The sequence below is a fragment of the Haloarcula salinisoli genome (genome assembly GCF_019599405.1).
In the GTDB taxonomy this organism is placed as follows: Archaea; Halobacteriota; Halobacteria; order Halobacteriales; family Haloarculaceae; genus Haloarcula; species Haloarcula salinisoli.
Map to the genome: position 1 here is coordinate 61,751 of NZ_RKLQ01000006.1, position 25,204 is coordinate 86,954.

Annotated in this window: 15 protein-coding genes; 9 read left to right on the forward strand and 6 right to left on the reverse strand. The window is 62.3% G+C overall.

Annotation, left to right across the window (positions count from 1 at the left end; all coding sequences use genetic code 11):
• The first annotated feature begins 120 nt into the window (after nucleotides 1–120).
• From EGD98_RS19645 to EGD98_RS19655, 3 genes are all read left to right on the forward strand, one after another.
• Nucleotides 121–4,656 carry a DUF7997 domain-containing protein gene (locus tag EGD98_RS19645; RefSeq protein ID WP_220590057.1) on the forward strand — a complete coding sequence of 1,512 codons (4,536 nt, stop codon included), beginning with the start codon at nucleotides 121–123 and terminating at the stop codon, nucleotides 4,654–4,656.
• 351 nt (nucleotides 4,657–5,007) lie between these two features.
• A complete protein-coding gene (locus EGD98_RS19650; protein WP_220590058.1) occupies nucleotides 5,008–6,012 on the forward strand; it encodes a hypothetical protein in 1,005 nt (334 codons plus the stop codon).
• Nucleotides 6,013–6,016: 4 nt separating this feature from the next.
• Nucleotides 6,017–8,173: a hypothetical protein gene (locus EGD98_RS19655; protein WP_220590059.1), complete on the forward strand. Its 2,157-nt coding sequence runs from the start codon at nucleotides 6,017–6,019 to the stop codon at nucleotides 8,171–8,173.
• A gap of 39 nt (nucleotides 8,174–8,212) precedes the next feature.
• Here EGD98_RS19655 and EGD98_RS19660 read toward each other — a convergent pair whose 3' ends face one another.
• The 3 genes from EGD98_RS19660 to EGD98_RS19670 all read right to left on the reverse strand — a co-directional run bounded on the left by EGD98_RS19660 (nucleotide 8,213) and on the right by EGD98_RS19670 (nucleotide 11,188).
• The gene (locus tag EGD98_RS19660) at nucleotides 8,213–9,040 is read right to left on the reverse strand and encodes a formyltransferase family protein (protein ID WP_220590060.1); all 828 of its coding nucleotides are present in this window, start codon (nucleotides 9,038–9,040) and stop codon (nucleotides 8,213–8,215) included.
• Between the two features lie 199 nt (nucleotides 9,041–9,239).
• The gene (gene malQ / locus EGD98_RS19665; protein ID WP_220590061.1) at nucleotides 9,240–10,730 is read right to left on the reverse strand and encodes a 4-alpha-glucanotransferase; all 1,491 of its coding nucleotides are present in this window, start codon (nucleotides 10,728–10,730) and stop codon (nucleotides 9,240–9,242) included.
• Nucleotides 10,731–10,813: 83 nt separating this feature from the next.
• Nucleotides 10,814–11,188 (reverse strand): DUF4112 domain-containing protein, encoded by a 375-nt coding sequence (locus tag EGD98_RS19670; RefSeq protein ID WP_236039678.1) that lies wholly within the window; start codon nucleotides 11,186–11,188, stop codon nucleotides 10,814–10,816.
• A gap of 233 nt (nucleotides 11,189–11,421) precedes the next feature.
• Between EGD98_RS19670 and EGD98_RS19675 the strand changes: the two genes are divergently transcribed.
• Nucleotides 11,422–12,471 (forward strand): glycosyltransferase family 4 protein, encoded by a 1,050-nt coding sequence (locus EGD98_RS19675; RefSeq protein WP_220590062.1) that lies wholly within the window; start codon nucleotides 11,422–11,424, stop codon nucleotides 12,469–12,471.
• A 56-nt stretch (nucleotides 12,472–12,527) separates the two neighbouring features.
• On the opposite strand, the gene EGD98_RS19680 is transcribed toward EGD98_RS19675, so the two are convergent.
• Nucleotides 12,528–12,875, reverse strand: coding sequence for a DUF7510 family protein (locus EGD98_RS19680; RefSeq protein ID WP_220590063.1), 348 nt, complete (start codon nucleotides 12,873–12,875; stop codon nucleotides 12,528–12,530).
• Nucleotides 12,876–12,935: 60 nt separating this feature from the next.
• Nucleotides 12,936–13,985 (reverse strand): DUF1616 domain-containing protein, encoded by a 1,050-nt coding sequence (locus EGD98_RS19685; RefSeq protein ID WP_220590064.1) that lies wholly within the window; start codon nucleotides 13,983–13,985, stop codon nucleotides 12,936–12,938.
• Between the two features lie 330 nt (nucleotides 13,986–14,315).
• On the opposite strand from EGD98_RS19685, the gene EGD98_RS19690 reads away from it, so the two are divergent.
• Together EGD98_RS19690 and EGD98_RS19695 are read left to right on the forward strand one after the other, a co-directional pair.
• Nucleotides 14,316–15,401: a glycosyltransferase gene (locus EGD98_RS19690; protein WP_220590065.1), complete on the forward strand. Its 1,086-nt coding sequence runs from the start codon at nucleotides 14,316–14,318 to the stop codon at nucleotides 15,399–15,401.
• Nucleotides 15,402–15,608: 207 nt separating this feature from the next.
• Nucleotides 15,609–17,444, forward strand: coding sequence for a hypothetical protein (locus EGD98_RS19695; RefSeq protein WP_220590066.1), 1,836 nt, complete (start codon nucleotides 15,609–15,611; stop codon nucleotides 17,442–17,444).
• 78 nt (nucleotides 17,445–17,522) lie between these two features.
• Here the strand turns inward: EGD98_RS19695 and EGD98_RS19700 are convergent, their stop codons facing one another.
• Nucleotides 17,523–18,989, reverse strand: a complete 1,467-nt coding sequence (locus tag EGD98_RS19700) for a flippase (protein WP_220590067.1) — start codon at nucleotides 18,987–18,989, stop codon at nucleotides 17,523–17,525.
• A gap of 953 nt (nucleotides 18,990–19,942) precedes the next feature.
• Here EGD98_RS19700 and EGD98_RS19705 point away from each other — a divergent pair.
• The 3 genes from EGD98_RS19705 to EGD98_RS19715 all read left to right on the forward strand — a co-directional run bounded on the left by EGD98_RS19705 (nucleotide 19,943) and on the right by EGD98_RS19715 (nucleotide 25,145).
• Nucleotides 19,943–21,292 carry a hypothetical protein gene (locus EGD98_RS19705; RefSeq protein ID WP_220590068.1) on the forward strand — a complete coding sequence of 450 codons (1,350 nt, stop codon included), beginning with the start codon at nucleotides 19,943–19,945 and terminating at the stop codon, nucleotides 21,290–21,292.
• Nucleotides 21,293–21,672: 380 nt separating this feature from the next.
• Nucleotides 21,673–23,538 (forward strand): right-handed parallel beta-helix repeat-containing protein, encoded by a 1,866-nt coding sequence (locus tag EGD98_RS19710; protein ID WP_220590069.1) that lies wholly within the window; start codon nucleotides 21,673–21,675, stop codon nucleotides 23,536–23,538.
• A 209-nt stretch (nucleotides 23,539–23,747) separates the two neighbouring features.
• On the forward strand, nucleotides 23,748–25,145 hold the full coding sequence (locus tag EGD98_RS19715) for a sulfatase-like hydrolase/transferase (RefSeq protein WP_220590070.1): 1,398 nt from the start codon (nucleotides 23,748–23,750) through the stop codon (nucleotides 25,143–25,145).
• Nucleotides 25,146–25,204: the final 59 nt, after the last annotated feature.

Genomic DNA, 25,204 nt, shown 5'->3' on the forward strand with positions numbered 1-25,204 from the left:
ATCGCGACGCGAGTAAGCGATTGGGACGGGGTGTTCAGACCCCTGCCCCCGCCAGCAGATCGGGCTGCAGCATTGTACGAAATCGCAGGGATTTATTGAGAGCGTTGTCTTGTGGTAGCTATGCGACTTACGACAGCGCTCAACGAGTACAAAAAAGCTCGTGGTGAGCGCTTCCCCGAGGAGAGCAAGACGGTCGGCGGCTCGTTCTCGGGGCATGGGGACCGCCTGGTACATATCGGGGAGCACGGTTCGTTGCGGGATTACTCCGATTCGCTATCCGGACTGTATGGTATCGACCGCTCGCAGCTGGGCATCCAGATCGGCGACGAGACACGCTGGTTCAGCGACCTGGACACTATCAGGCAACACTACTACCGAGACACCCGCCTGGTGGAGACCGAGTACGACGCTGGCAGTTTCACCGTCCACCAGTACGACCTGACACTCGGGCGCGCCCACGCGACACACGTTGAAGTGCGCGGGACCGTCCCGCAGGGCGCGAAACTCGTCGCCTTCGCGACGATGGCACCGGAGGGGAAAGACACCGGTGTCGGCGCGCTCATCCACGAGGACGGCGGCCCCGATAACTCGCGTGTGCTGGAGGTCTACCACCGCCAGGAACACGACTACATCACCGCTTCGACGGGACTGGACGAGGTCCACGGGCAGCGGCCCGAGCGACTGGGCGAGATACTCGACGACGACCCCATCTACTTCCCGCGCCGACGGGGGACCGAACGGCGTGACCAGACCCGCCTGACCGGTGACTTCGTCGTGACGGCCCCACTGGAAGCGGTCGGACGCTCCAACAGCACGACGCTTATCACACAGCTGTCGGACCACACGGAGGTCGACCGCCAGCAGGCGATGGCCGACGTGAGCATCTGTGCACAGTCACATTCGACGGCGTCGGACCTGCGGGAGTCGGCCCGCGAGCGGACCCGCATCGAGGTGCCCGACTCGCTGCCCCGCGCCGACAGCCTCCGGACGGACCTTCGGGTGATGGACCTGCTGTCGTCGCCGTCGGGCGGGCACATCGCCGCCCCCGAGTTCGACCCGTTCTACGAGAACTCCGGCGGGTACGGATTCGTCTGGTTCCGTGACGACGCCTCGGTCTCGCGACACCTGCTGGAGGCAAGCGACCGGCTCGATATCGAGACCGACGACATCCTCGAAGAGAGCGCGCAGTTCCTCTGTGAGCGCCAGCTCGCCGACGGCACCTGGCCCCACCGCGTGTGGGCCACTGACGGGTCGCTCGCGCCCGGATGGGCGAACGCGAACGTCGAGCACAACGACGAGTCGCCGGAGTATCAGGGGGACCAGACCGCGACGGTGACGGCGTTCCTCGCGAACCTGCTCAGCACCCGGCACGGTCGGCTGAGCGACTCGCTAACCGTCCAGATTCGGGACACCATCGTCGAAGCGGTCGACGCGCTCACTCGCGACGTGGCCGACAACGGGCTGCCCTCCGAGTGTCAGAACGTCTGGGAGGACTCCGTCGGGCAGTTCGCCCACACGGCAGCGGCCTACATCGAGGCCTTCGCGGCGGTCGCGCAGGCCCCCATGACCAACCAGATCAAAGAGCGCAGCCTCCACGGCGCCGACCGCGTCATGGACGGGCTGGAGGAGCTCTGGGACGAGGAGATGGGCGTGTACGTGATGCGCCTGACCGACGGCGACGTCGACCACCGAATCGACGCCGCGGCGCTGAAGCTCACGGACGCCTTCCGCGCGTACGACGCCGTCGAGGACACCGAACTGACTGACGAGCACGTCCAGCGGCTCGCCAACCACGTCAGCACGACGCTCGACACCCTGTTCCGGAACCCGCCCCATAGCCAGCTGGCGGGGCTCATCCGCTACGAGGGCGACCGCTGGCGGATGCAAGAGCAGGACGGCGAGAAGATATGGTCGGTGACGACCGGTATCGGAGCGGTTTCGGCCGCCCAGGTCGGCGTCATGCTGAACGAGCGCGGCGAGAACGGCGACGCCTACCTCAACCGGAGCAGCGACCTCTACGAACTCATCGCCGACGACGGTCCGATGGCGACCGACGCGGGCTATCTGGCCGAGCAGGCCTTCGACTCGGGCGAGCTCGACAGCGCGACGCCGCTTGGCTGGTCACACGCCATCCGGCTCCACGCGACCGCCCTGCTCGACGACCTCAACTCCCTGCCGACCACCTCCTCCACGACAGAGGCACCCGACGAGATGCCGACCTGGACGACCGGGGAGAAGTTCGGCATCGGCACCGTCGCCGACCACGCCGAACAGGACCCATCGCGCGTCTGGTTCACCCTCACCGAGGGCGCTCTGACCGAGGCTCGGTTCCCACAGGTCGACCTCCTGAACCTTCGGACGCTGGATTTCATCATCCGGTGTAACGACGAGTCCGACTACGCGGTCCGGACCCACAAGGAGGACCGGCGCAACACCGACACCATCGAGCGCCGCGTCGAACCCGCCGAGGACGACGCCTTGCTCTTCCGTCACATCTTCACGGAGACGGGGGACGGCCAGGGCCACGCCTGGGAGCTGACCGTCGACTACGCGACGGACCCCGAACACGACGCAATCCTCGCGAACGTCGAGTTCACCGCGGAGGACGACCACAGCTACGACGTCTTCTCGGCCGCAAACATCGCGCTGACGAGTACGAACAGCGTCGACCGCGGGCTCCGGTACGGGGAGGAAGGGAAGTTCCACCTCGTCGCCCGCAACCCGGAGGCCTACACGGCCGAGACCCACAACGAGTTGCTGGTCGACGAGAACGGCGACGCCCTCTCGGTCGCGATGGCGATGGCTGCCGAGGGCCGCTTCGACTGGGCGACGGTCGGCGCGGCCGGCAGCGAACGACTGGACGCCCTCTACACGCAGGGTGAACTGCCCGAGCCGACAGAGTCTGTCGACGGGGAGAACATCGTCCTCATCGGGCGTCTGGGCACCGGCGAGACTGCCGAGGAGACGGTCGCGCTCGGCTTCGCCCGGCAGGCCGACACCGCGGCCGCGCTCGGTGAGGCCGACGGGGCCCTCGACCGCGGCTTCGAGACGGTCAGAGGGGCCTACGCGGCCAGCTGGGGGGAGTACCTCGCGGACAAGGAGCTGCCCGACTCGGTCGAGGGCCATCCGAACCTTGCCAACCAGTACCGCACCGCCATCATGACGCTGATGGCGGTCGAGGACAAGACCTACCACGGCGCCTCCATCGCCTCGCCGTCGGTGCCGTGGGGCGACGCGGTGTACGCCGGCGAACCGAAGAACTACGGCTACAACTTCGTCTGGTCGCGTGACCTCTACCAGGTCTTTACCGCGTTCGACACCGTCGGGGCACTCGACATCGCGGCCCAGCAACTGGAGTACATCTACGAGTTCCAGCAGGACGAGGCCGGCTTCATCCCGCAGAACACCTACGTGAACGGGACCACCCGCTGGGGCGGCGAGCAGATGGACAACATCTCCTACCCACAGGTGATGGCCTACCACCTCGCCGAGGACGGCATCACCTTCGACGACGTCAGTTACAGCTACGAGAACCTCCGGCGGTCGGCCGACTACGTCGCGCGCAACGGGCCACAGACGGCCCAGGAGCGCTGGGAAGAGGAGGCCGGCTTCTCGCCGTCCTCTATCGCCGCCGAGATATCCGGGCTGGCCTGTGCGGCCAAGCTCGCGCTGGACGAGGGCAACGAAGCAGACGCCCTGGTATGGCTCGCGCTGGCCGACCACTGGGCGAACAACGTCGAGGACTGGACGGCCACGGAGACGGGGACCGACCAGCACCAGAACACGCCCTACTACACCCGCATCACGCGGGACGGCAACCCCGAGGCCGGCCACCTGCGGACGCTGGCCAACAACGGGCCGACGCTGGACGAGCGCAACATCATCGACCACGGCTTCCTCGACCTGGTCCGACTCGGTATCAAACCGGCGGACGACGAGGTAATGGCAAACAGCGTCGTCGAGGTCGACGACACCATCCGCGTCGACGTCGAGGACGCCCCGGGCTTTTACCGCTACAACGGCGACGGCTACGGTGAGCGAGGACGCGAGGACCCCGGCGCGCCGTGGTCCGTCGAGCACAAGGGGAAAGGCCGGCTGTGGCCCCTCCTGACCGGTGAACGCGGCGAGTACGAGCTCAGGCTCGACGAGCCGACCCTCGAGCCGACGGTCGCGCTGCGGGCGATGGAGCAGTTTGCCAACTCCGGCCGGATGATTCCCGAGCAGGTGTGGGACCGCGAGCACGAGACCGACTACAACTGGGAGTTCGGCCAGGGGACCGGCGGGGCGACCCCGCTGGCCTGGGCGATGGCCCAGTACATCCGACTCGCACACTGTGTCAGCGCGGGCACCCCAGTGGAGACCCCGGAGTTCGTCCACGAGCGCTACCGCGAACAGGCGCTCAACGAGCCCGACCGCAGTCCCGCGCTGCGCGTCGACACCCAGTTCCGCGGTAACGACATCGTCGTCTCCGGCGAGACGACCGGCGTGAAAGTCGTCATCAAGACGCCCGTCGAGCGGGTCATCGCCGACGTCGACGACGGGGAGTTCGAGGAGGCGCTCGGTGTCGAACCCGGCGAGAACCAGATAATCGTCGCCGCCGCCGACAAGGCCGACCTGGCCTCGGCCGGGACGACCGTCTGGCGGATGAGCCTCTAGACCGGCGACACCCTCGGTGTGGTTTTTTACACAGTCGACCCGCGGGGAGCAACTGCGCCGGAGAACGGCTGAACTGTGACAGGCGTCGGTGAGCTCCGGTCCGCGTCCCGGAACCGGCAGACCTGCTCTCCCAGTTACAGGTATTCGGTTCCGATGGTAAGGCGTTCCTACGGTCCAGTATTGACTATTTCCCCGGACATGTTACGTATATATCACTTATCGAAAATCGAAACAACCGGTACGTAACTGAAGAGTCATCTCCGGGTGGTGGAAAGGAGACGTGGCCAAACTGTATCGTTCCGGCGCCAAATGGTCAGAAATACTATTTGTATAGCTCTGTCCTACCGCGATATGGCACGAGATGATACCGGTGGCGACGCGGGTAAGGCACACCATACCAGTCGACGGGCGGTCCTTCGGGCGGCGGGTGCCGCGAGCCTGGCACTCGGTGCGGGTGGCGTGGCGTCGGCTCAGTCGAACACCGAGACGGTCGTCGACCTCGGTAACGAGGGATTAACCGACGGTGACTCCATCGACTCGTATCTGGAGACCCACCTCGCCGACGGCGTCGAGGTCCAGATTCCGGCGGGGACCTACAGCTACACCGGCGCCGGGCTGGGTGGGGAGTACGCGAACGCTGCGCTCGTCGGGTCGGCCGACGGCGTCGAGTTCCAGCGGCCCGAGGACGCCGAGACGACGGTCACGCCGACCATCACCGCGACTGGCGGCACCGTCCGAATCGAGAACATCACCGTCACGGGCGCAAGCGGGCAGGCCCAGTCACGCTGGGAAGTGGGCGCCGTCGCCGACGCGAGCGTCCACCTGCTGAACGTGAACTTCCCCGACGGCTCCGTCGAATCCTCGGAGTCGATGGGCGTGTACGCCCAGGAGAGTCACGCGGGGCTGCTGTGGGTCAAGAGCTGTCATTTCGCCGCCTTCGCGAACGTGGCGCTGGACGTCTCCGACCCAGCCGGGTCCGGTAACGGCCGCGCCGTCGTCGAGGACTGCAGTTTCGTCAACACCGGCACGGCCGCCGTCAGGGTCGGCCCGGACAACAGCGCGGTACAGGGCTCGTACTTCGAGGCGACCGCGGCTGCACCGGCCGGCACCGACGGGACCAGCCAGCACGGCGTGCAGGTCCCGGTCTCGGGCGGGAACCTGACCCTCTCGGACTGTGAGTTCAACTGGGCCGGCCCAGGGACGAGCGTCGTCGACTTCGCCGGCGGCGGCGAGGGGGGCTCCGGCACACTGCAGAATCTGCGCGTGGGTTACGGCGACCAGGAGACCCTCTTTACCACGGGCTGGGACATCGAAGCGGGCTGGACAGGCGAGTCGATCAACGTGAGCGAGGCCTAACACAATGCCATCTATTCCATCCGACCGACCCGGCAGCGAACTGGTAGAACTGGACGTCAGCAGCGGCGACGACCTCCCCAGCGCCATCCAGAGCGAGCTGGGCGACGGTGTGCAGGTGTACATCCCACCGGGCGAGTACACCGGCAGCCACTCCGACCTCGACTTTCAGGCCGACGACGCGACCATCTACGGCGACCCCGCCGGCGTCTCCATCGACTGTGATATGGACTCGAACGCCACGATGGACACGAGCGGGACGCTGCGCATCGAGAACATCGACGTCCTCGGCAAGAAACCCGAGGAACAGGTCAAGATAGACGTCGACCTCAGCGGTGGCCGCCTGGAGTGGGTGAACTTCAACTTCCCCGACGGGACGGCGAACCCGACCGACGCCTACGTCGCACGCTGTGACAGCGGGACTGGTGAGCAACTCGTAGAGAACTGTTACTACGGTCCCCACGGGAACTCCGCGTTCTACTACTCCGAGCGGGACACCGAGGAGATGCCGGTGACGTTCCGCGGCTGTGCGTTCCACAACTGTGCCGGCCCGATTCGTGCCGGCGGTGTTACCGTCGAGGACTGTATCTACCTCGCCGACGGCACCGTCCCGAACTTCAAGGAGGAGGGCAGCGGCTCCGAGGACCGCGGCACCCCGCGGATGTTCAAGTTCGAGGGTGGCGGCGAGACGGTCATCGAGAACTGCGACGCACTAGTCACCGAAGACGCCGGGCCGGCCGATGGTCCGTGTCTCGACTGGGGTGGCGACGCGACCGACTCGAACACCATCGAGGTGTCGAACTCGCGGTTCGGGAACTTCGCCGGCCGTGAAATCTTCGACACGGCGAGCGCCCCCGGCGGTGTGGCCGGTGACTCTTCGCTGTCGAACGTCAGCGTCGTCAGCGACCAGCTGTTCTCGGGCGAGGAGATACCCGGCGACATCACGGACGGCGACGAGCCGCGGACGGATATCGAATCCCGGCGCTGGAACCCCCTGGAGGGGAGCACCGGTGGGTCCGACGACGGCGGCGAGACGTTCGGTCTGCCCAGCTCCTTCGACGTCGTGACCGGCAGCGAGGCCACGGCGCCGAAGACCGACTACACGGTCTGGACGCCAGTCAAGAACCCAGAACCGCCCGAGCCGGTCACCGACGGCGGTGACACGGGAAACGGAAGCGGCGGTCCGAGTGAACTGGTCGTTCGCGCGAGCCCCGACAACCCCGACGCGAACTGTGACGTCTCGGTGACGGCCGACGGCGAAATCCAGTTCGGCGAAGAGGCCGAGGAAGGGACTGACACCATCGTCCAGAACGACGACGGCACCTTCACCGCCACTAGCGTCGAGATGAACCCCGACGCCGTCGACTCCTATCTGGTGGCCGGTGCCATCACCGCTGTCTCCATCACCGACGGCTACGACGCGACGCTGACGCTCGACGGCGAGGAACTGGCCCTCGACGAGTTCGATGAGGGCGACAGTGGTGGGGCCAGCGAGCTGGTGCTGCGGGCCAGCCCGGACAACCCGGACACGAACTGCGACGCGACGGTGACCGCCGACGGCCCAATCGAGTTCGGCGACGAGGCCGAACCCGGCACGGACACCATCGTCCAGAACGACGACGGCACCTTCACCGCCACCAGCGTCGAGATGAACCCCGACGCCGTCGACTCCTATCAGGTGTCGGGCACCATCACCGAGTTCGTCGTCACCGACGGCTACGAGGTCTCGGTGACACTCGACGGGGACGAAGTCTCCATCGCCGAGCTCGTCGGCGACGGCGAGGACACCTCGACCGCCGGGGGCGAGACCAGCGGCGGAAAGGACAGCGATAACGCAAACGGTGGCAATAGCGGCGGAAACAGCGGCAATGGCGGCGCCGGCGACGCAGACAGCGCGTCGCCGAAGGTGCTCGTCATCGACAGCAGCGCGACGCCGGAGGAGGCCATCGAGTACGAGTTCAGCGTCACCGGCAAGCTATCCCGGGACACGGAACGCTCGGTGGCGGCCAACGAGGCACTGACAGAGGGGCTGACGGCCGACAGCATCGACGGCGGCCGAGCCGTCGGGGCCGTCGCCGACGGTCGGGATGCATTCCGCTTTACCGGGAAGGTCCAGTCGCTCTCCCTGAGCGGGGCGGGTGTCGTCGAAGTGCACGACGAGTGAATCGATTCGGTCGGCAGTCCGACTAGGGCCGCCGTGGCCTCAGACGGCTCCGACCAGCTGTCGGACGCGGTTGCGATTATTTTTGAAGAGGTAGGCCATCACGGCACCACCCTGTGGAAGCGTCTGTAGCTTCCCGGTCTCCGCCGGTTCGGCCGGTGAAAAGGTCGGGTCGGTGAGCCGGTCGACGCTCTCGACCAGGAGTCCCCTGGCCCGCTCGACACAGCGTTTTCTGATACACTGCCAGGTGTCGGTGTCGGCGACGTCGACGTGTTCGAGCACGACGATACGGCCGCCGTCGAGGGTCTCCGAGAGCTGCTGGACGGTCACACCGACGTGGTCCTCGTCGGCGAGGAACTCCCAGAAGCCACCGGGCCGACCGCGGTACCGTCGGATGTCCCCGAAGTGGTAGCTCAGGACCCCGTGGGTCGGTGCCCCGAGGACGGCGCCCTTGAGGATACCGAAGCCAAAGCGGACGGCGACGTCCGCCTCGGCGGCGACGCGGTCGACCACGTCCTGGGGAAGCTCGTTACCGAGCCCGTCGGCCGGCACCGGCTGGCAGTGTATCCACTCTGCACTGGCGACGCCGGATATCGTCGTGATAGGGACCTGCCGCTTGTGGGTCGGGTCAGGAGTCACCGTGCGGGCGATGCCAACCAGCGACCAGAGCGGATACTCGCTGAACCGGTTCCTGGCGTCACGGAGGAAATCGGTGACCCCGTCCTCCCGGGACACCTGGTCGCGAAGGACGACTTGCGTTATCTCGGCGTCGGTCTCGGTCACCATCCGCTGGAGCGCGTCGCGTTGCCACCGGGGGAGCGTAGCGCTGTTGACAAGCAGTGTCGTGGTCAGCGTCGGTCTGTCAGTCATCGACGTGTGGCCTCCGCTGGGGTTCGGTCCCTCGCGAACCAACCAGCCGACGGCTCGGAGTGGGTGACCAAGTTGGCATCATCTGTACCTGGCCGGTCAGTCGAGCAAAGTAAAAACCCAGTTAGCGCCGTCACGTGGAGGTATGTCGCGGTTACCGACGCCCGTTCGAAACGATCCGGTGTCCGTCCTCGATAGGTGGCTACCGAATCGTCCGGTCGGTGACCAGCATTAGCTCCGTGGCGATGTCGGAGTCGAATCCCGCCGACGTGACCCGCCACCGCCAGTTCCCTGTCGCCGTGCCGGGCGTGTTGAACCGGGCGTCGCTGTCGAGGCCGAGCAGGTCCTGCATCGTCGTCATCGCGATGACGGCGTTGGAGTTCCAGACGGCCTCTATCATGTCCCACTCGATACCGTCGCCGTCAGTCCCGAGGTTGTGCTTGAGACAGTCACGCTGGCGGTCGCCGAGTTCGCGCCAGTAGCCCACGAGCGTGTCGGTGTCGTGCGTGCTCGTGTAGCCGACAGACTGCTCGGGGTAGTGCATCGGCTGGTACATGTGGCCCTGCTCACACCAGTCTGCGTACTGGGGCACCCGCATCCCGGGGAAGTCGTAGTGGTCCCGCAGGGACGCGATGCGCTCGTCGAGGAACCCGAGGTCCTCGACGAGGAAGGGGAGCTCGCCGAGGTGGTCCCGCATCCGGTCGAAGAACTCCCGACCGGGGCCCTCGCGCCACTGCCCGGCGGCCGGGGTATCGGCCTCCTCCGGGATGGCCCAGAACTCGTCGAACCCCTTGAAGTGGTCGATGCGAGCGATGTCGACCTGGTCGAACAGACGGTCGAAGCGCTGGCGCCACCACGCAAAGTCGTTCGCACGGCAGGTGTCCCAGTCGTAGACGGGGTTCCCCCAGCGCTGGCCGTCGTCGCCGGGGTTGGGCGGGACGCCGGCCACCTCGGTGGGCTGGTTGTGCTCGTCCAGCCGGAAGACCTCCGGCGCGGACCAGACGTCGGCCGAATCGAGGGCGACGTATATCGGCAGGTCACCGACCAGCTCGACGCCCTTCTCGGCCGCGTAGTCGGCCATCGCCTGCCACTGCTCGTCGAACACCCACTGGACGAACTTGTGGTACTGTATCTCGTCGGCGAGCTGCTCGCGCCGCTCGGCGAGGGCCTCCGGGTCCCGCGTGACTATCTCCTCGGGCCACTCGGTCCAGAGCTGGCCGTCGAACTCGGCTTTCAGCGAGATGAACAGCGCGTAGTCGTCCAGCCACTCGGATTCGGCCTCACAGAACGCCTCGAAAGCCGCTTTGTCGTCCCCGTTCGGGTCACGCTGGAACGACTCGAAGGCCGACTGGAGTTTCGACTGTTTGAACTCGGTGACGCGGTCGTAGCGGACCTCGTGGGGCGAGGCGGCCTCGGGTGGGTCGAGGTCGCCCTCCTCGAGGTAGCCCCGCTCGGCGAGGTCCCGGAGGTCGACCAGTATCGGGTTCCCGGCGAAAGCCGAGTACGCCTGGTACGGGGAGTTGCCGTGGGCGCCCGAGGTGGGCCCGAGCGGGCAGAACTGCCACAGCGACTGGTCGGCCTCTGCGAGGAAGTCGATGAACTCCCGTGCCCCGTCGCCGAGGTCGCCGACGCCGTGCGGGCCGGGGAGCGATGTGAGATGGAGAAATACGCCACTTTGTCGTTCGAAACGCATACAGTCGGCTTCCAAGCACAGCTATTTCAAGCTTTGTCCGGAGTGGAACCGTCGAGGCCGGTAACGCGGGCAGCGGTCGCTGTTTAGCTGTCGAGTTCCCGTTCGATCAATTTGTAGTTCCACTGGTTGGCCTTCCAGAGCGCGTCGAACACCGACCCGAGTATCGGGACCGAGCCGATGACGGCGTCGACGGCCACCAGCGAGACCATCCCCAGAAGCGTCAGATTGGGCACCCCGAGTCGATATGCCTCCACGATGGGATACAGCGAGAGAACCGCACCGACGGCGTCGCCTGCGACCGGGAGGATGCTCAGGATTGGGTCGAGCCCGATACGGAAGTCGGTGCCCGGTATCCGGACCGCCTCGTCGAGCAGCCGCGTAACTGTACGGACACGCTCCAGGGCGGCCGCTTCGTCCGTCGACAGTGACGACTGGGACACCGCCATGTTCTGTCTCATAGACAGGATACACGTGCCGAGGGGATAGGTGTGTTTCCCGTCGGTGTCGTTTCTGATTCCCGGCGGCATCGGTTTAACCAACAGGCCGTCGGTTCAGGTCGTAATGTTGGTTAGCACCGGGCGCTGGGTACCCCGTTCCGTCTGCCCGAGTGTGATGCCAAACCTCCAGCGCTTCCCGACCATCACAAACGTATTTACCGTATTGACTTGATTTACGAATACGGGTTACTGATATGCCACCGAAAGTTTTGATGCTCGGCTGGGGGTTCCCGCCGAACATCACCGGCGGACTCGACACAGTCGTGGGCGAACTGTACGAGCAACTCGAACCGCGCGACGACATCCAGTTCGAGCTGGTGTTGCCGGACGAGTACGCCCCGGAAGACAGGGAGGGCATCCACGGGGTACCGACCGGTCAGGGCGACATCATCACGCGAATCGGCCGACTCGCCGGTGATTTCGCCGACATCGCGTCCGAGTTCGACATCATCCACACGAACGACTGGTTCGGCTACAACCCCGGCACTCGGGCCGCCTCGACGGCCGACCTCGAATGGGTGACGTCGTTCCACTCGCTCTCCCAGGACCGGAACGTCAACCCACCGGAACGGGAGGTCCAGACAGAACAGCGTGTGGCGAACCGGTCGGACCACCTCGTCGCCGTCAGCGATTTCACCCGGCGCAGAATCAAGGAGTTCTACGACGCCGACGCACGGGTCATCCACAACGGCTTCTCTTCGGTCGAACCAACGGGCGAGGACATCAAGGCCAAGTACGATATCGACGGGAAGATGCTGTTTTTCGTCGGCCGACACACCGACCAGAAGGGCCTGTCCTATCTCCTGTACGGCCTCTCGAAGCTCCGCCGTGACGACCTGACACTGGTACTGGGCGGGACTGGCCACCTGACCGACCAGCTCAAGCGCTTTACCGAGTTGCTCGGTATCGAGGACCAGGTCATCTTCGCCGGCTTCCTCGCCCAGGAAGAACTCGGGGACTACTACGCGAGTGCGGACCTGTTTGTCTCCCCGTCGCTGGCCGAACCGTTCGGCATCACCATCGTCGAATCGCTGTCCGTCGGGACCCGCGTCGTCGCCTGCGAGAGCGGCGCCGCGGAACTACTCCCCGAGGACTGTGTCATCGAGGTCGAGCCGGATTCGGACTCCATCGCCGACGGCATCGAGCACGCGCTGTCCCTGGAGACGCCCATCGAGTACGAGGAGCGGACCTGGGAAGACGTGGCCAACGAACACGTGGAGTTCTACAACGAGATTCTGGAGTAGTCCGACGGCGAAATTTCGACCGTCAGTTCGATACCACGACGACAGGGAACGGGCCGCTATCTGAGAAAGCGGATGTCAGTTATCGGCTCCGGGTGGACGATGAAGTAGCCGCCGGCCGTCGGCTCCATTCCGGTGACCGACGAGGCGTCTGGATGGGTCGAGTACGGACTCTCCTGAGCTCCGCTCCGTGGTTCGTAGGGGCTGTCGTAGGCGCCACCGCCCGGTTGGGCCTCGCGATCGAAGTCCTCCGGCGGGAGGTATATCTTCTCGCCCGACTCCGACCGGACGATGACAGCCGTGTCACGGTCACCCGAGACACGGATTTCGGTCCGGCCGTTACCGATGTCCATGTCGAAACCGACCGATTCGAGCGGCGTGTCTTCGTTCCCCGAACTCTCGCTCATGGCGGGAGAATGGAGGGTCATTTACTTAGTCCTTCGCCACAGCCTCGCTGCCGACCGTCGTCACTCCGCCACGGTGACCCAGAGGTGCAGTTCCCTGTAGGCGTTCTCGGCCGTCGGATTCGACGGTGCCGACCCTCTGTACAGCAGAAACGCGACTCTGAGGTTCTCACCGCTCATCGTGGGCTGAATCTGATAGCTGTCCCGCCAGCTCTCGTTCGCACCGACACGGGTCCGGAGACGGTCGAGTTGCGCCCGTTCGACCACGTCGGTCTCCGTCTCGTTCGCTGTCGGCTGGACCCGTTGCAGCTGGACCACCACCGTGTACGCCGCCGATTCGCCTTCGTGGTTGTCGATGGCGAGAACAACTGACTGTTGCTCGCCCGCGGCGAACTCGGTGGGGTACCCGTCGGCGACGAGCTCGCCGTCGTCGGTCTCGGTGAGCGCGTAAAAACTGGTGAACTGCTCACCGCCCTGTGGCGCGAGAACCGCGAAACCGAGCGTACCGACCGCGAACAACACTGCGACGGCGAGGGCGACGTTCAGGACGGTGACGTTCCGGGAACCTGGGCCCGTTATGAACCCCGTCCCGTCCGCGACCCACTCCCGGACGGGCACGCTGAATCGACTGTGCTCGGGAACCTGCAAGCGACGTCTCGCCGCGACTGCAGTACCGGTGACCGTCGCGGCGCTGAGCAGAAGCGTCGTCGGGACGACAGCGTATGGAAGCGGCGTGAGTGCGGTCCCGATAACGAGCACGGCGACGACGGCGATACTGAGCGCAACGGAGAGCGCGAGCCGTTCGGGACCGTCTATTCGTCCGGCGATTCGCTCGCGACCAGAGCGGAGGAGGCCGGTGGGGGTCGGTTCCCCAGTGCTCTGGTCTAGCGAGCGGGGCCGTCCGGCTTCCGGAAACAGCGCCGAGACCAGCACGTACCCCGGAACGAAGAGGACGAACACGAGCCCCAGAACCGCCCGGACGAGTGACTCCTCGAAGATGGGCAGCAGTATCACGAGGTCGGTCAGCCCGACGAACGAGAGGACAGCCAGCAAATCGGCGGGTACCGAACGGACGATGCGTCTCCACGACAGCGGTGGCTTGCCCCGGTTCATACTCCGACATCCGAGCGACGCGGTGCGTTCGGGTGCGTATCCATTGCTCGTCACTCATCGGGACGGCAGTCCAACAGGTAAGTATATAATACATATCGTGGGCAATATGCCAGTAAGCGGTAGCTGAGCGGGTTTGCACTGCATACTTGACGTATGTGTCCCCGTCCCAGCGGGTGAGGACAGGTGGCGCTGATTCTGCAGGGACTCCCGAACTGGGACGTGTCTGGCTGTTTCGGATTAAGAGACGGATACTTATTCGAAATCGTATAGAGATAGCGTCCAGGCAGGTATGAACACAGTCAGACAGTCGCGTCCGGGCGAGTCGCGAGTATGAAACCGGCCATTCTGCTCAACGATTTCAACGGCGGCGGGGCTGAACGCCTGGTCAAGGACCTGTCGATAGCGCTGGACCGACGTGACGACGTCGACCCGGTCGTCGTCGCATCTGAGAGCCGGGGCGAACTGGAAGCTGCGTTCAGGTCGAGTCCTGTCGAACTCCGCGTCCTCGGGGCCGAGGTCACGATGGGAGGCGTGGCCGGGGGTGTCACCGAACTGGTTAGCTGTCTGCGAGAGCGGGAGGTCGACGTAGTCCACTCGCATCTCGCCTTCTCGGACCTCATCGGTCGGCTCGCCTGCGCTCGGCTCTCCTTGCCCCACGTCTCCACGTACCACAACGTAGAGGAGAAACGACCCGCCTTGAAACAGGTCGTGGAACACGCGACCCGACGGCTGTCCGACCGGATACTCTGTGTGTCGGAGGGGGTTCGTCAGTCGTACGGGAACCATCCGCGAATGTCGGTCGTCTACAACGCCATCGACGTGGCGGGGTTCGCCCGTCGCGTCGAACAGGCCAATCAGGACGCGGTGCCCCCAGCGGTTCGCGAAGCGGAGACGGTGTTTCTCAACGTCGGTCGGTGTGTCGAGGTGAAACGTCAGTGGGACCTCATCACCGCCGTCGAACAGCTGGATGCGAGCGACTGTCACCTCGTTATCGTCGGCGATGGGCCACAGCGACCGGAGCTCGAAGCGCTCGTCGCGGAGAGAGGTCTGTCAGAACAGGTGACAGTGACCGGGTTCGTCGAGTCTGTCGAACCGTACTACGCCGTCGCGGACGCGTTCGTTTCCGCCTCCGGCAAAGAAGGACTGCCGACGACACACATCGAGGCGATGGCAGCGGCGTTGCCCGTCGTCTCGACGGATATCCCCGGCGTCCGGGAGCTCGTCGCTGACGGGACGACTGGCTACCTCTCGCCCGTGGGCGAGCCAGGGACACTCGCCGACCTGCTAGAACGTGTCCACAGACGTGGCTGCCAGACGCTCGGGCGGCGAGGGTATCAGGCAGCCGAGTCGACGTTCGCCATCGAGCAGATAGCGGCCGAACACGCCTCGCTGTACCGCGAGGTCACCACGGAGTAGACAACCATCCGAGCATCGACTACCACAGCGACGAACAGCGGGCTGTGGACACATCACCAAATTCCGAGGAGCTGGTGAGCGAGTTGCCCGTAACGAATAGCCACGCCGGCATATGTGGTTGCCAGGCTGGGTCCACCGAGAAATAACTGCTTACCAGCATACACAGAGATTAACTAATCATCTCGATAGCCGAGTGGATAGCGTTGCATGTCTGAACTGCGTGTGCGGGCGTTACTGGTACTCGGGTACGCGCTGACGGGAATTGGGACCGCGAGCGCCTATCTCAACCCCGCGACCGGATACGAGCTATCTATCTACGCCGGCACCCCGGCGTTGTTCTGGGTCGGGAGCACGGTTGCGTTGCTCGTTTCGATACTTGTCGTCTTCTCCCCCTCGACTCGAGGTCCGCGGATGCTCGGTGCAGTACTGGGCGGTGTGGGGATGCTGTCCATAGTATCGCTCCCCATCATCCGTGGCTACTACTACGTCGGAGAGGCGGACGCGCTGTCCCACCTCGGCACGGCGATGGAGATGCACGCAGGGGTAAGGGGTTTCACAGAGAACCGGTATCCAGTCGTCCACACGGTCGGGGTCGTGCTACACGACGTGACCGGTCTCCCGCTGCGCCATACGATGTTGTTGCTCATCGTCGTCTTCATCGCCTGCTTTTTCGTCTTCGTCCCGCTGGTGGTCCGGGAACTCACGGACGACCTGACGGCGACCTACGTCGGGCTCTTCTCGGGCTTTCTCTTGTTGCCTATCAACCATCTCGCGCCGTCGTACCGTGTTCACCCCACGAGTCAGGCGATTCTGTTCGCACCGGTGTTCCTGTTCGCATTTTTGCTCCTATACAAGAACCGGACGTGGCCCCGCTCGGTCATGTTTCTCCTGCTCGCGCCGACGTTCGTGTTGTTACACCCTCAGCAGGCGGCGAGTCTCGTCGCGTTCTTCGGCGTGATAGCGGTGATACAGGTCCTCTACGACGTTCGGAGCGGGCGAGCGGGCGCGCAGATGCGTTCGTGGGTGTTGCCGGAAGTGGCGGCCTACGCCGTCACCTTCTGGCTCTGGGTCCAGCAACTCCCGGTGTTCCAGCAAAACACCGAGCAGGTGATCGAGGCGCTGGCCGGCGAAATACAGTTCGCCGAGAGCACGGCCAGACGAACCGGGTCGCTGGATTCTGTCGGTGGGAGCCTCCCCGAGGTCTTTATGAAGCTGTTTTTCGTCTCCACCGCCTACATTCTGCTGACTGGCGTCGTCCTCGCCGTCGTCGTCGCGAGCGTCAGGCCATATCGGTCCAACGCGCCGGTGGACAGCATCGCCTCGGACGGGGGGAAAGAACAGATACTACTGTTGTCTCTCTTCGGCGGGCTGGTGCCGGTGGGACTCCTGTTCGTAATCTATCTCGTCGGTGGCCTCTCCGACCAGTACTTCAGGCATCTCGGATTGCTCATGATGTTTGGGACCGTACTCGGTGCTATCGGCATCGGACTGGTGGTTCGGTACGTTCGACAACAGCGCTCGGCGACGACTGCCCGAGGACTCGTCGTGGTCGCACTCGTTGTCGTGACCGCGCTCTCGCTTCCAGTGGTGTTCAGCTCGCCCTATATATACGACTCGTCGCACCACGTCACGGAAGCGCAGGTGAACGGGTACGAGACGACGTTCGAATATCGAGCAGAATCGATAGTCTTCGACGATGTCCGCTCACCGGTGTTCAGATACGGACGAACGCTGGCTGACAGTTCCGCGTCCGAGACGGACTTCTACTACCAGGGCTGCCCGGATGGCATCCCGGACCACTTCAACAATCAGTCGTTGCGGGCCTACTACGAGGAGCCGGTGTATGTCCCCGTTACTGGCGCCGACAAGGTTCGTGACCCGGAGCTCTGGGATGGGTTCAGATTTAATCACAGCGACTTCGACTATCTCAGAACAGAACCGGGTATCGACAGAGTCCAAGCCAATGGAGAGTACGCCTTGTACCGTGTTGAGCCACGTAACAGCCAACAGACCAGCCAGGTTCGACAGTGCTTCCCAGGCTAAGCTTGCAGCGGGGGCTCGACACTCTTCGACTGGCTGGACAGCGACGAGAGACACGTTCCGAACGAAAGAGCAGGGAAATCAGGTCACGAACCCGACCAGCGACCTCGGTTGCAGGAGACCCGTTGCAACCGACATCACACCCCAGACGAGGACGCCGACGGTGACCACGAGCGCGAGGGTAAGCCAGCCGGATACATGGTCCATGAGCCCGAACACGACTGTCGACATCGCTATCGTACTGGCTGCTATCAATCCGAGCTTTCTGAGGAGAAACCCTGGTCGGAGGTCGAGTTCGCTCGTGATGATGACCAGGTTAGCCACAGTGTAGAGGCCCCGTGTAAACACGGTCGCGATTGCGGCCCCCACGACACCGATAGCTGGAATCAGCAGGATATTCAGCCCGACGTTCATCAGGGCTGTCGTGAGTCTGGCGATTGCCCGCTCGCGGGCGCGTCCGAGATAGTCGAGCCCGTTGTCGGAGATCTGGACGACTGCACTCAGCACAATGTAGAGCCCGAGTACCCGGACGACCGCCACTGCACCGCTGTAATCAGGTCCGAACACCAGATTGATCATCGGGTCAGCGACGAGGATGATGCCGGCACCGGCAGGGAAGTAGAGGAGCAGAGCGTTGACCAGCGTCTTCTCGTAGATTCTGGACACTCGGTCGACGTTCCCGGCGGCTTTCTGGGCACCGAAAGTCGGGGAGATAGTGAAGCTGAGGGCGGCGATTGGTGCGAGTGCGAGACTGACAATTTTCCCCCCGACGACGTAGTAGCTCACGGAGACTGGAGAGAGGAAGAATCCGACCAGCAGTGTATCGATGCGTTTGTCGAGCACCAGCGAGGCGTTCGTCGCCATGACGGGGAGCGCGTATTTCGCTATTCTGCGGCGCAGCCCGGATTCTACCTCGCTCGCGTCCGCACCGTACTCACGAACTGTGGTGTAGAGGTAGACCCCGCCGATGACCGTCGCGAGTAGCAAGCTGAGGACATACCCCCACAGCGCGCCGATCGCTCCGAAGCCGGCGATGACGAGTCCAAGCGCCAGAAAGAGCCTGCTGAGCCGGCCACAAGAGCGCAGGATTGCAGCGAAGGTGATCGCCTCGAAACCCTGGATGACGTGTTCTGTGTACTCGACCAACGCCCCGAAAACGACGAACAGGCACCCCAGAAGCAAGAAGGGGACCAGCGCAGGTTGATTGAGCCTGGCGGCGATGGAGCGGTGACTAGCGACGAACAGTATGACGACCGCGAGAATCGAACCAACGTTCAGTAGCAGTGACGTCCGTATTATGTAGGGAATCTGTGCGCCGTCTGTTTCCTTGTACTCGGCGACATACCGACCTGCAGACCGCGCGATTCCGAATCGGGCGGCGAACATGAAGATGCTAGATATAGCCAGCGCGAGAGAGAAGACGCCATAACCGTTGGGTTCGAGCAATCGGGCTAGCCCGACCGTGAGAGCGCCCCCGGTGACGGCAGTGACGAGTTTGCTCCCGAGTTGGGCTCTGAAGCGCGACGCGAGTTTGTCCCGCAAACTCATCGTCGTACGAGAGTAGTTACGGGGCCCTGACTGAGGTGGCCGTCGGGGACAGAACAGTACTTCCCGGGGAGGGAAGCCGTCCCCAGTGTTACACAGTGCACAGTGAATCAAACGAAACCATCAGCCTATTGCTATATACTACGTACTGTAATTGCTGCTTTTTTCGACGCCTCAACTGGCTGTCTTCTTCGGTTGTAGTTGCTTCTTGCCAGTTCATCGTGCGGTAAAGGGGCCCCAGATTGGGAGTCGGACGTCCTCTGTATCCGGCCGACTAGAATCGCATATCGCTACGCTCCCAGACTGAAAACAGTAGTGGCGCGAGATCTGTACCGAACAGTTTGAGGAGCGCTAATTTTCTGAGGTGTTCGGACCTAAACGGCTTATGCTTCCCCGAAGAGAACGCCTAAAACGAACGTTGGAACGCGGGCCAGGAGTGACAATAAATTGACCCGACTGCATATCACAACAGAGTTCCAGACATTATTATAAACAAGCCGATATAACAGAGTGGTAGCGATTTACGATTCGACTGACTGGTTCGACGTCTTCTGATTAAGTGGTAAATATATCGTCCCCTATTCTACCCTATCTAGCAGTAAAACTGTCATAATCTCTATATCAGTAAGCCCGAACTAACCAGACGTAGTCTACGATGACACTACAGCTGCACTGGGTACCGAATTCATATTGGTTCACGGGAGTGCATACGCGTGACTTCCGTGAGAATTCATTCAGTGTTTCTGTCGAGACCGGAGTCGAAGCTGACAGCGACCGAGGAACGAGCAGTGAATTAGTTGCTGATATCGGGGGCTGTCGACGTGTGACGCGAGCTGCCAACGAAAAGACCGAGACCGGTCGGAACGGCGGACCAACTGTCGAGACTCCCCTACAGTCCACCAGCGGTTACGCCACATCGGCGTGACCAGAGGTTGGTCGGACTTGGTTTAAAATATATGACACCTGACAAAACAGAGAACCGCGATTACAACCTTCCGCAAGAGAATAGTACAGACTGGCATATCCCCCTCAACGAGAACTGGGAGAAGATCGACGCAGACGTGCAGGCCGCTCTAGATATGGCACAGCAGGCCCTGGACGCGGCCACAGGGACGGACACTGAAGAACCGACCACCGGGGAAACGGGCTTCTCGTGGGACCAGACCCACGTCGATACCTCGTGGTTGACTGAAGCGGACTCGAACGACAATCTGAACGTCGAAACAGTTACATCCCTCGACCTGACCGGGCCGGGTTCGATAACGGAAGCCGTCGAGAACGGTGGTGACCAGCCAACTGTCGTCGTGTTCGAAGTGGGTGGTGTCATCGACATCGGCGGTGGACCGTACTGGCGAATCCAGAATCCAAACACCTATATTGCCGGTCAAACCGCTCCCTACCCCGGTATCTCGATGATCCGTGGTGGGCCGCGTGTCCAGGCTCTGAACGTCATTGTCGAACACGTCGGGTTCTACTGTGGCGACGACGTAAACGACCCGTACAAGGCCGGAGCTATCACGATGGACGAACCCGGGAACACGCTGTTCAATCACTGTACCGCAGCGTGGGCGCCGGATACGAATATCCGTGTCCCGCAAGGTGGCGGACCCGGCGCCTTCATCAACGGTATCAACGCCGAGGCCCTGAACAACTCCAGTCACCCGGAGGCACCACACGGATACGCGTTCAACGCCCGGTTCGAAGGGTCCTGGGACCTGCTGGGTAACCTCTGGTCCCAGAACTGGAAGCGGAACCCACGCGGTCCGCACGACGAAATCAACCTCGTGTTCGCGAACAACTACGTCTGGAACTGGGGTCGCCGGCTCTACCACGGGTCGAAGGACGGCGGCCCGGAGTTCGACTGGATATCCTGTGTCGCAGAAGCGGGCCCGGACACCGTTATAGAACAGGGCGACAGGGGTGGACTCTTCGACAACCGCACCGTCGACTGCTTCTTCGACGACGTCACGTTCCCGTCGGGAATGGACAGAGAGGACGCGAACACGACGTACGTGGACGCACCCCAGAACCTCCCTTCGGGGCTATCACTGTCGGACCTGAAGTCGGCCTCGGAACTGGAGAGTTTCCTCTCTCCGATGGTCGGCCCCCGTCCAGCACACCGTGCGCCCCACGAACAGCGCATGATAAACGACTTCGTCAACCGTAGCGGTCGGATAATCGACGACCACACCGACGTCGGTGGATACCCCGACTACGATTCGAACACTCGGAGTCTCTCGCTGCCGACGACGGACGTGCTGAACTGGGTTCAGCAGTATACAGACGAAGTAGAGCAGGGCTCATAACCCGGCTACACAGGGCCGTACTTCGGCGCAGTTCCTGGCCTTCACGGCCACTTCTGCTGGTGCATCCACGACCGATGGACTGGAGCAGTTGAGAACCCGACTAACCGCGTCGGGACAGATGGTAGTACTCCCCGCTGGCGGTACCAGTAACGAGCGTAGTGTGCTACCGTCCTACGCTCTCAGTGTAGCCGACGGCTAGTGAATTGAACGCACGCCGGCATATAACTGGGATGCCAGATGCCGTGAGCGGTACTTATGCCGGGTTCAGCACGGATAGCGGTAGATAAGTTGTGAATATCTATACAGGTATAAGCGTTTGCTACGGCCATGCGAGTGCTCGAAGCAGGGTCGAAGAAATACCGTTCAGTATCAGCGACGTCATGAGTGACGAGCAGCGGTCCGACAGAGGGGGGAAATTGGCAGACCTGGCCACGGGCAACCGTCGGCAATTTCTGAAATACGCCGGGGCAGGAACGCTGGGCTGTGTGACGATTCTCGGGCTTGATACCATCCTCGACGATACTCGACAATCGGACGGGACGCTGCCCGAACAACTGATCGGCAGTACAGAAACTGCCGACGTTGTCGTCCAGGAACGGGAACAGGGATACGAAGGAATCGAGACAAACGGCGATACCATCGACTCCGGAGCGGACGGCTGGACCGTACTGGAAAACAGTATCGATGCCGTCCCAGACGGTGGGTCGATAGTCGTCAGTGGGAGATACCAGAGTGAATCGGTAATAGATGTCTCGAAGTCGATCAATATGTACGGTCCCGAGGCACTCATCGAACAACAACAGCCCGGGGATTTTGCACTCCGGTTTCACGGCGCAGAGCGCCATCAAACAGCTCTCACGGAGGCGGCCTCCAGCGGTGATACGGTCCTACCACTGGCCGACATCTCAGGGGTCCAGCAGGGAGATATTGTCCTTCTCAAAGACGTGGGAGCGGAGCCGATACTCGGTCGGGGACACGTCCCGAGTGAGCCACACAGCGTCATCGGAGTCGACGGGGACACTGTCACCCTGGCGGATTCAATCGTCTGGCGAGATGGGTACGACCAGGACACGCTCGTGTACGTCCTCGATCCAGTGGAGATACACGTCTCCGGACTCGAAATGAGAGCGCCTGCAAAGGACGAAAGTTACTACGGAGTAGCGGCGCAGATATGTCGAGATTCGTCCATCGAGAACTTGCACATGGAAAAGTTCGGCAGCCGAGCCATACGGTTAGGTCCCAGTGCTAATTCTCGCGTTCGGGACTGTACCGTGCTGCAAAGCGCTGATATCGAAGCGGCGGACGGATACGGGATTCAGGTGTGGTCGGGCTCGCATGATATCGTCGTGGAGGGGTGCACAGCGAAAGAATGTCGGCATCCACTGTCCGTTACAGCAGGCGGTGATCTGCAGGTCGCCTCGAGAGCAATCACGTTCCGTGATTGTTTCGTCACCGGCAACGGTGCTGGCGCGCTAAACTGTCACGGCGGGTCGGCACACGATGTCCGATTCGAGGACTGTACCGTCCACACGGTGGGCGACCCAGGGCTGACGACTGGAGCCCAAGAGACGAACGTGGCGGGGTGTGAGTTCAGGATGGACGGCCACAACGCCGTCGACACACGTGACGATACACAGGAAGCTGTCATCACCGTCACTGATACAGACGTATACGGGGCGAAAAACGGTGTCAAACTCAGCCGGGAAGAGAATTTGAATTTTGCTCCGTTGTGGAAGTTCGTCCACATCGAAAATGTGCGCGCGTACGGATGCACCCATCTATTCACACTCGGTGGGGGCAGAGTGGACCGTGTTCGGGACTTAGTCATCAAAGGGTGTTACTGTGATAGCGCCGGTGAGGAGGGGATTCGACTGTTAAATCGACTTGAAAGCGGTCGTATCCAGGGGAACGAGTTTGGCGGAACTGCGGGGTCCCGCCATCTGCTCGCCCGTAGTCGCTCGGATGGGACGATTACCAACGTTCAGATCGTCGGCAATCAGTTTTCCCAACAGGATACAGCCGATGAATTCGTCAGACTCGTAGACGCCGAGGAATGTGTGGTCTCTGAAAACACGTTCACGGCCCAGTCATCTGTGAACCTGTACGTCGATGGCCCAAACTCAACGAGTAACCGAATCACAGACAACACGTATTATTCGCCCAAACCACCGGCCGATTTGATTATCGAGGATAGTGGTTCTATCGCAACCGGAAACACAGTGTACGATACTTCTCCCGGGAGTTAGCAGTAGGAGAAATCCTACTGGGTCGGCAGGTCCAATCGGTAATTGAATACTTACTGTGTGAGAGACGTCTGGAGCCAGCGGAGAGCGATGCGGTACGGTAGTCGAAGTTGGGTCGGGAATGAGAAGAAGAAACACGAAAGCACTGTAGCCGGTCGCTTCGCTAAGTACTTCTGTCTTAACAATAACGAGGTAGAGTCTACCCATAGGACGTGACTGACCGAGATAGCATCGTCTGGATAACTCTAGAAAGCATCAGGTACGACCATACATCTCTCAGTGGATACGAACGAGACACGACCCCCTCGTTGAGGAGTATCGGGAGTACACCGTCGGGCAACACGTTTCACCAGTGTATCAGCCACGGCAACTGGACTGGTACATCGTCCGCCTCCATCCTGACCGGGACGACCCCGCCAACACACGGCATCTACGGGGAGAGCGAGCTTGTTATCGCGGACGATATAGCGACAGTACCGGAACTATTGCCGGATAGCTATGAGTCGCTCAGCCTCGTTTCGAATCCGAACGCTGGCCCTGCAAGAGGGCTGGACCGTGGATTCGACGATGTGAAATATATCGTTCCCTCGAGACTACGCGAGGACGTTGGTCTTCAGACGATGGTCAAATCCGTTCCCAAGCTCTGGAAACATGGGGGCGGGTTGACGTTCGATATCGAGCGACACAAGGGACTTAGTTCGTTCATGACTGTCGACCTCGCCCGGGAGTTCGTTGCGTCGCAGGACGACCCATACTTCATGTATATACATCTGGGTAGTAGCCACCATCCGTATCTGCCACCCTCGGCCTTCGTCGACCAGTTCGTCGATGAACTGTCGGTGACTACGGACCAGGCCCTAGATATCGCCCAATCGAAGTACGAGGACATCCACGAGTTGATTGCAAGCGGTGGTCTCTCGGCCACGGAACTGGAGATAGTCGAAGCCATGTACGACGCAACCTTGGCCCACGTGGATTACTGTGTCGAACAGATTTACGACGCAGTTAGACAGCGCGACGACGAACCGACACTGGTTATTACCGCAGATCACGGCGACCTGCTCGGCGAACGTGACCTCGCCGGACACAAGTTCCTGCTAGACGACGCGCTAACTCATGTCCCGCTGGTCACGTACAACCTGGATGGAGTGGACGCTCGCACCGACGAAGTAGTTCAACACGGAGACGTTATAAAAACCGCGTTGGCCCAAGCTGGAGTGACGAGCGAACAATTAGAAGGGGTCGACCTCCGGAGCGATTCCCGAGAGTTCGCAGTAACACAGCGGTCTGGCAGCAATGCACAGCAGAATATCGAGCAGATACACAGTCACGACCCAGCGTTCGAACCGCCGGTCCGACATCCGAAGATGCTCACCGCGTTCCGGTCGATCGAACACAAACTACTGTACAGCGAAGATGAAGTCGAACTGTTCGTACTTCCCGATGAGACGACTGACATGAAAGAACAACATCCCGAAGTATGCGAGCGGATGGTGTCTCAGGCCAGAGAGTGGCTCGATGAACATGAGACGAGACCTGCCGCCGAGCGAGACCATGAACTGGATTCGAGTATCAAGCAGCACCTCTCGGATATGGGGTACATCGTTTAGTCCAGCAATGAGTGGGGCCGTATCTCTCACCGAACCGAGCGAGCGCAAGCTGAAACAGC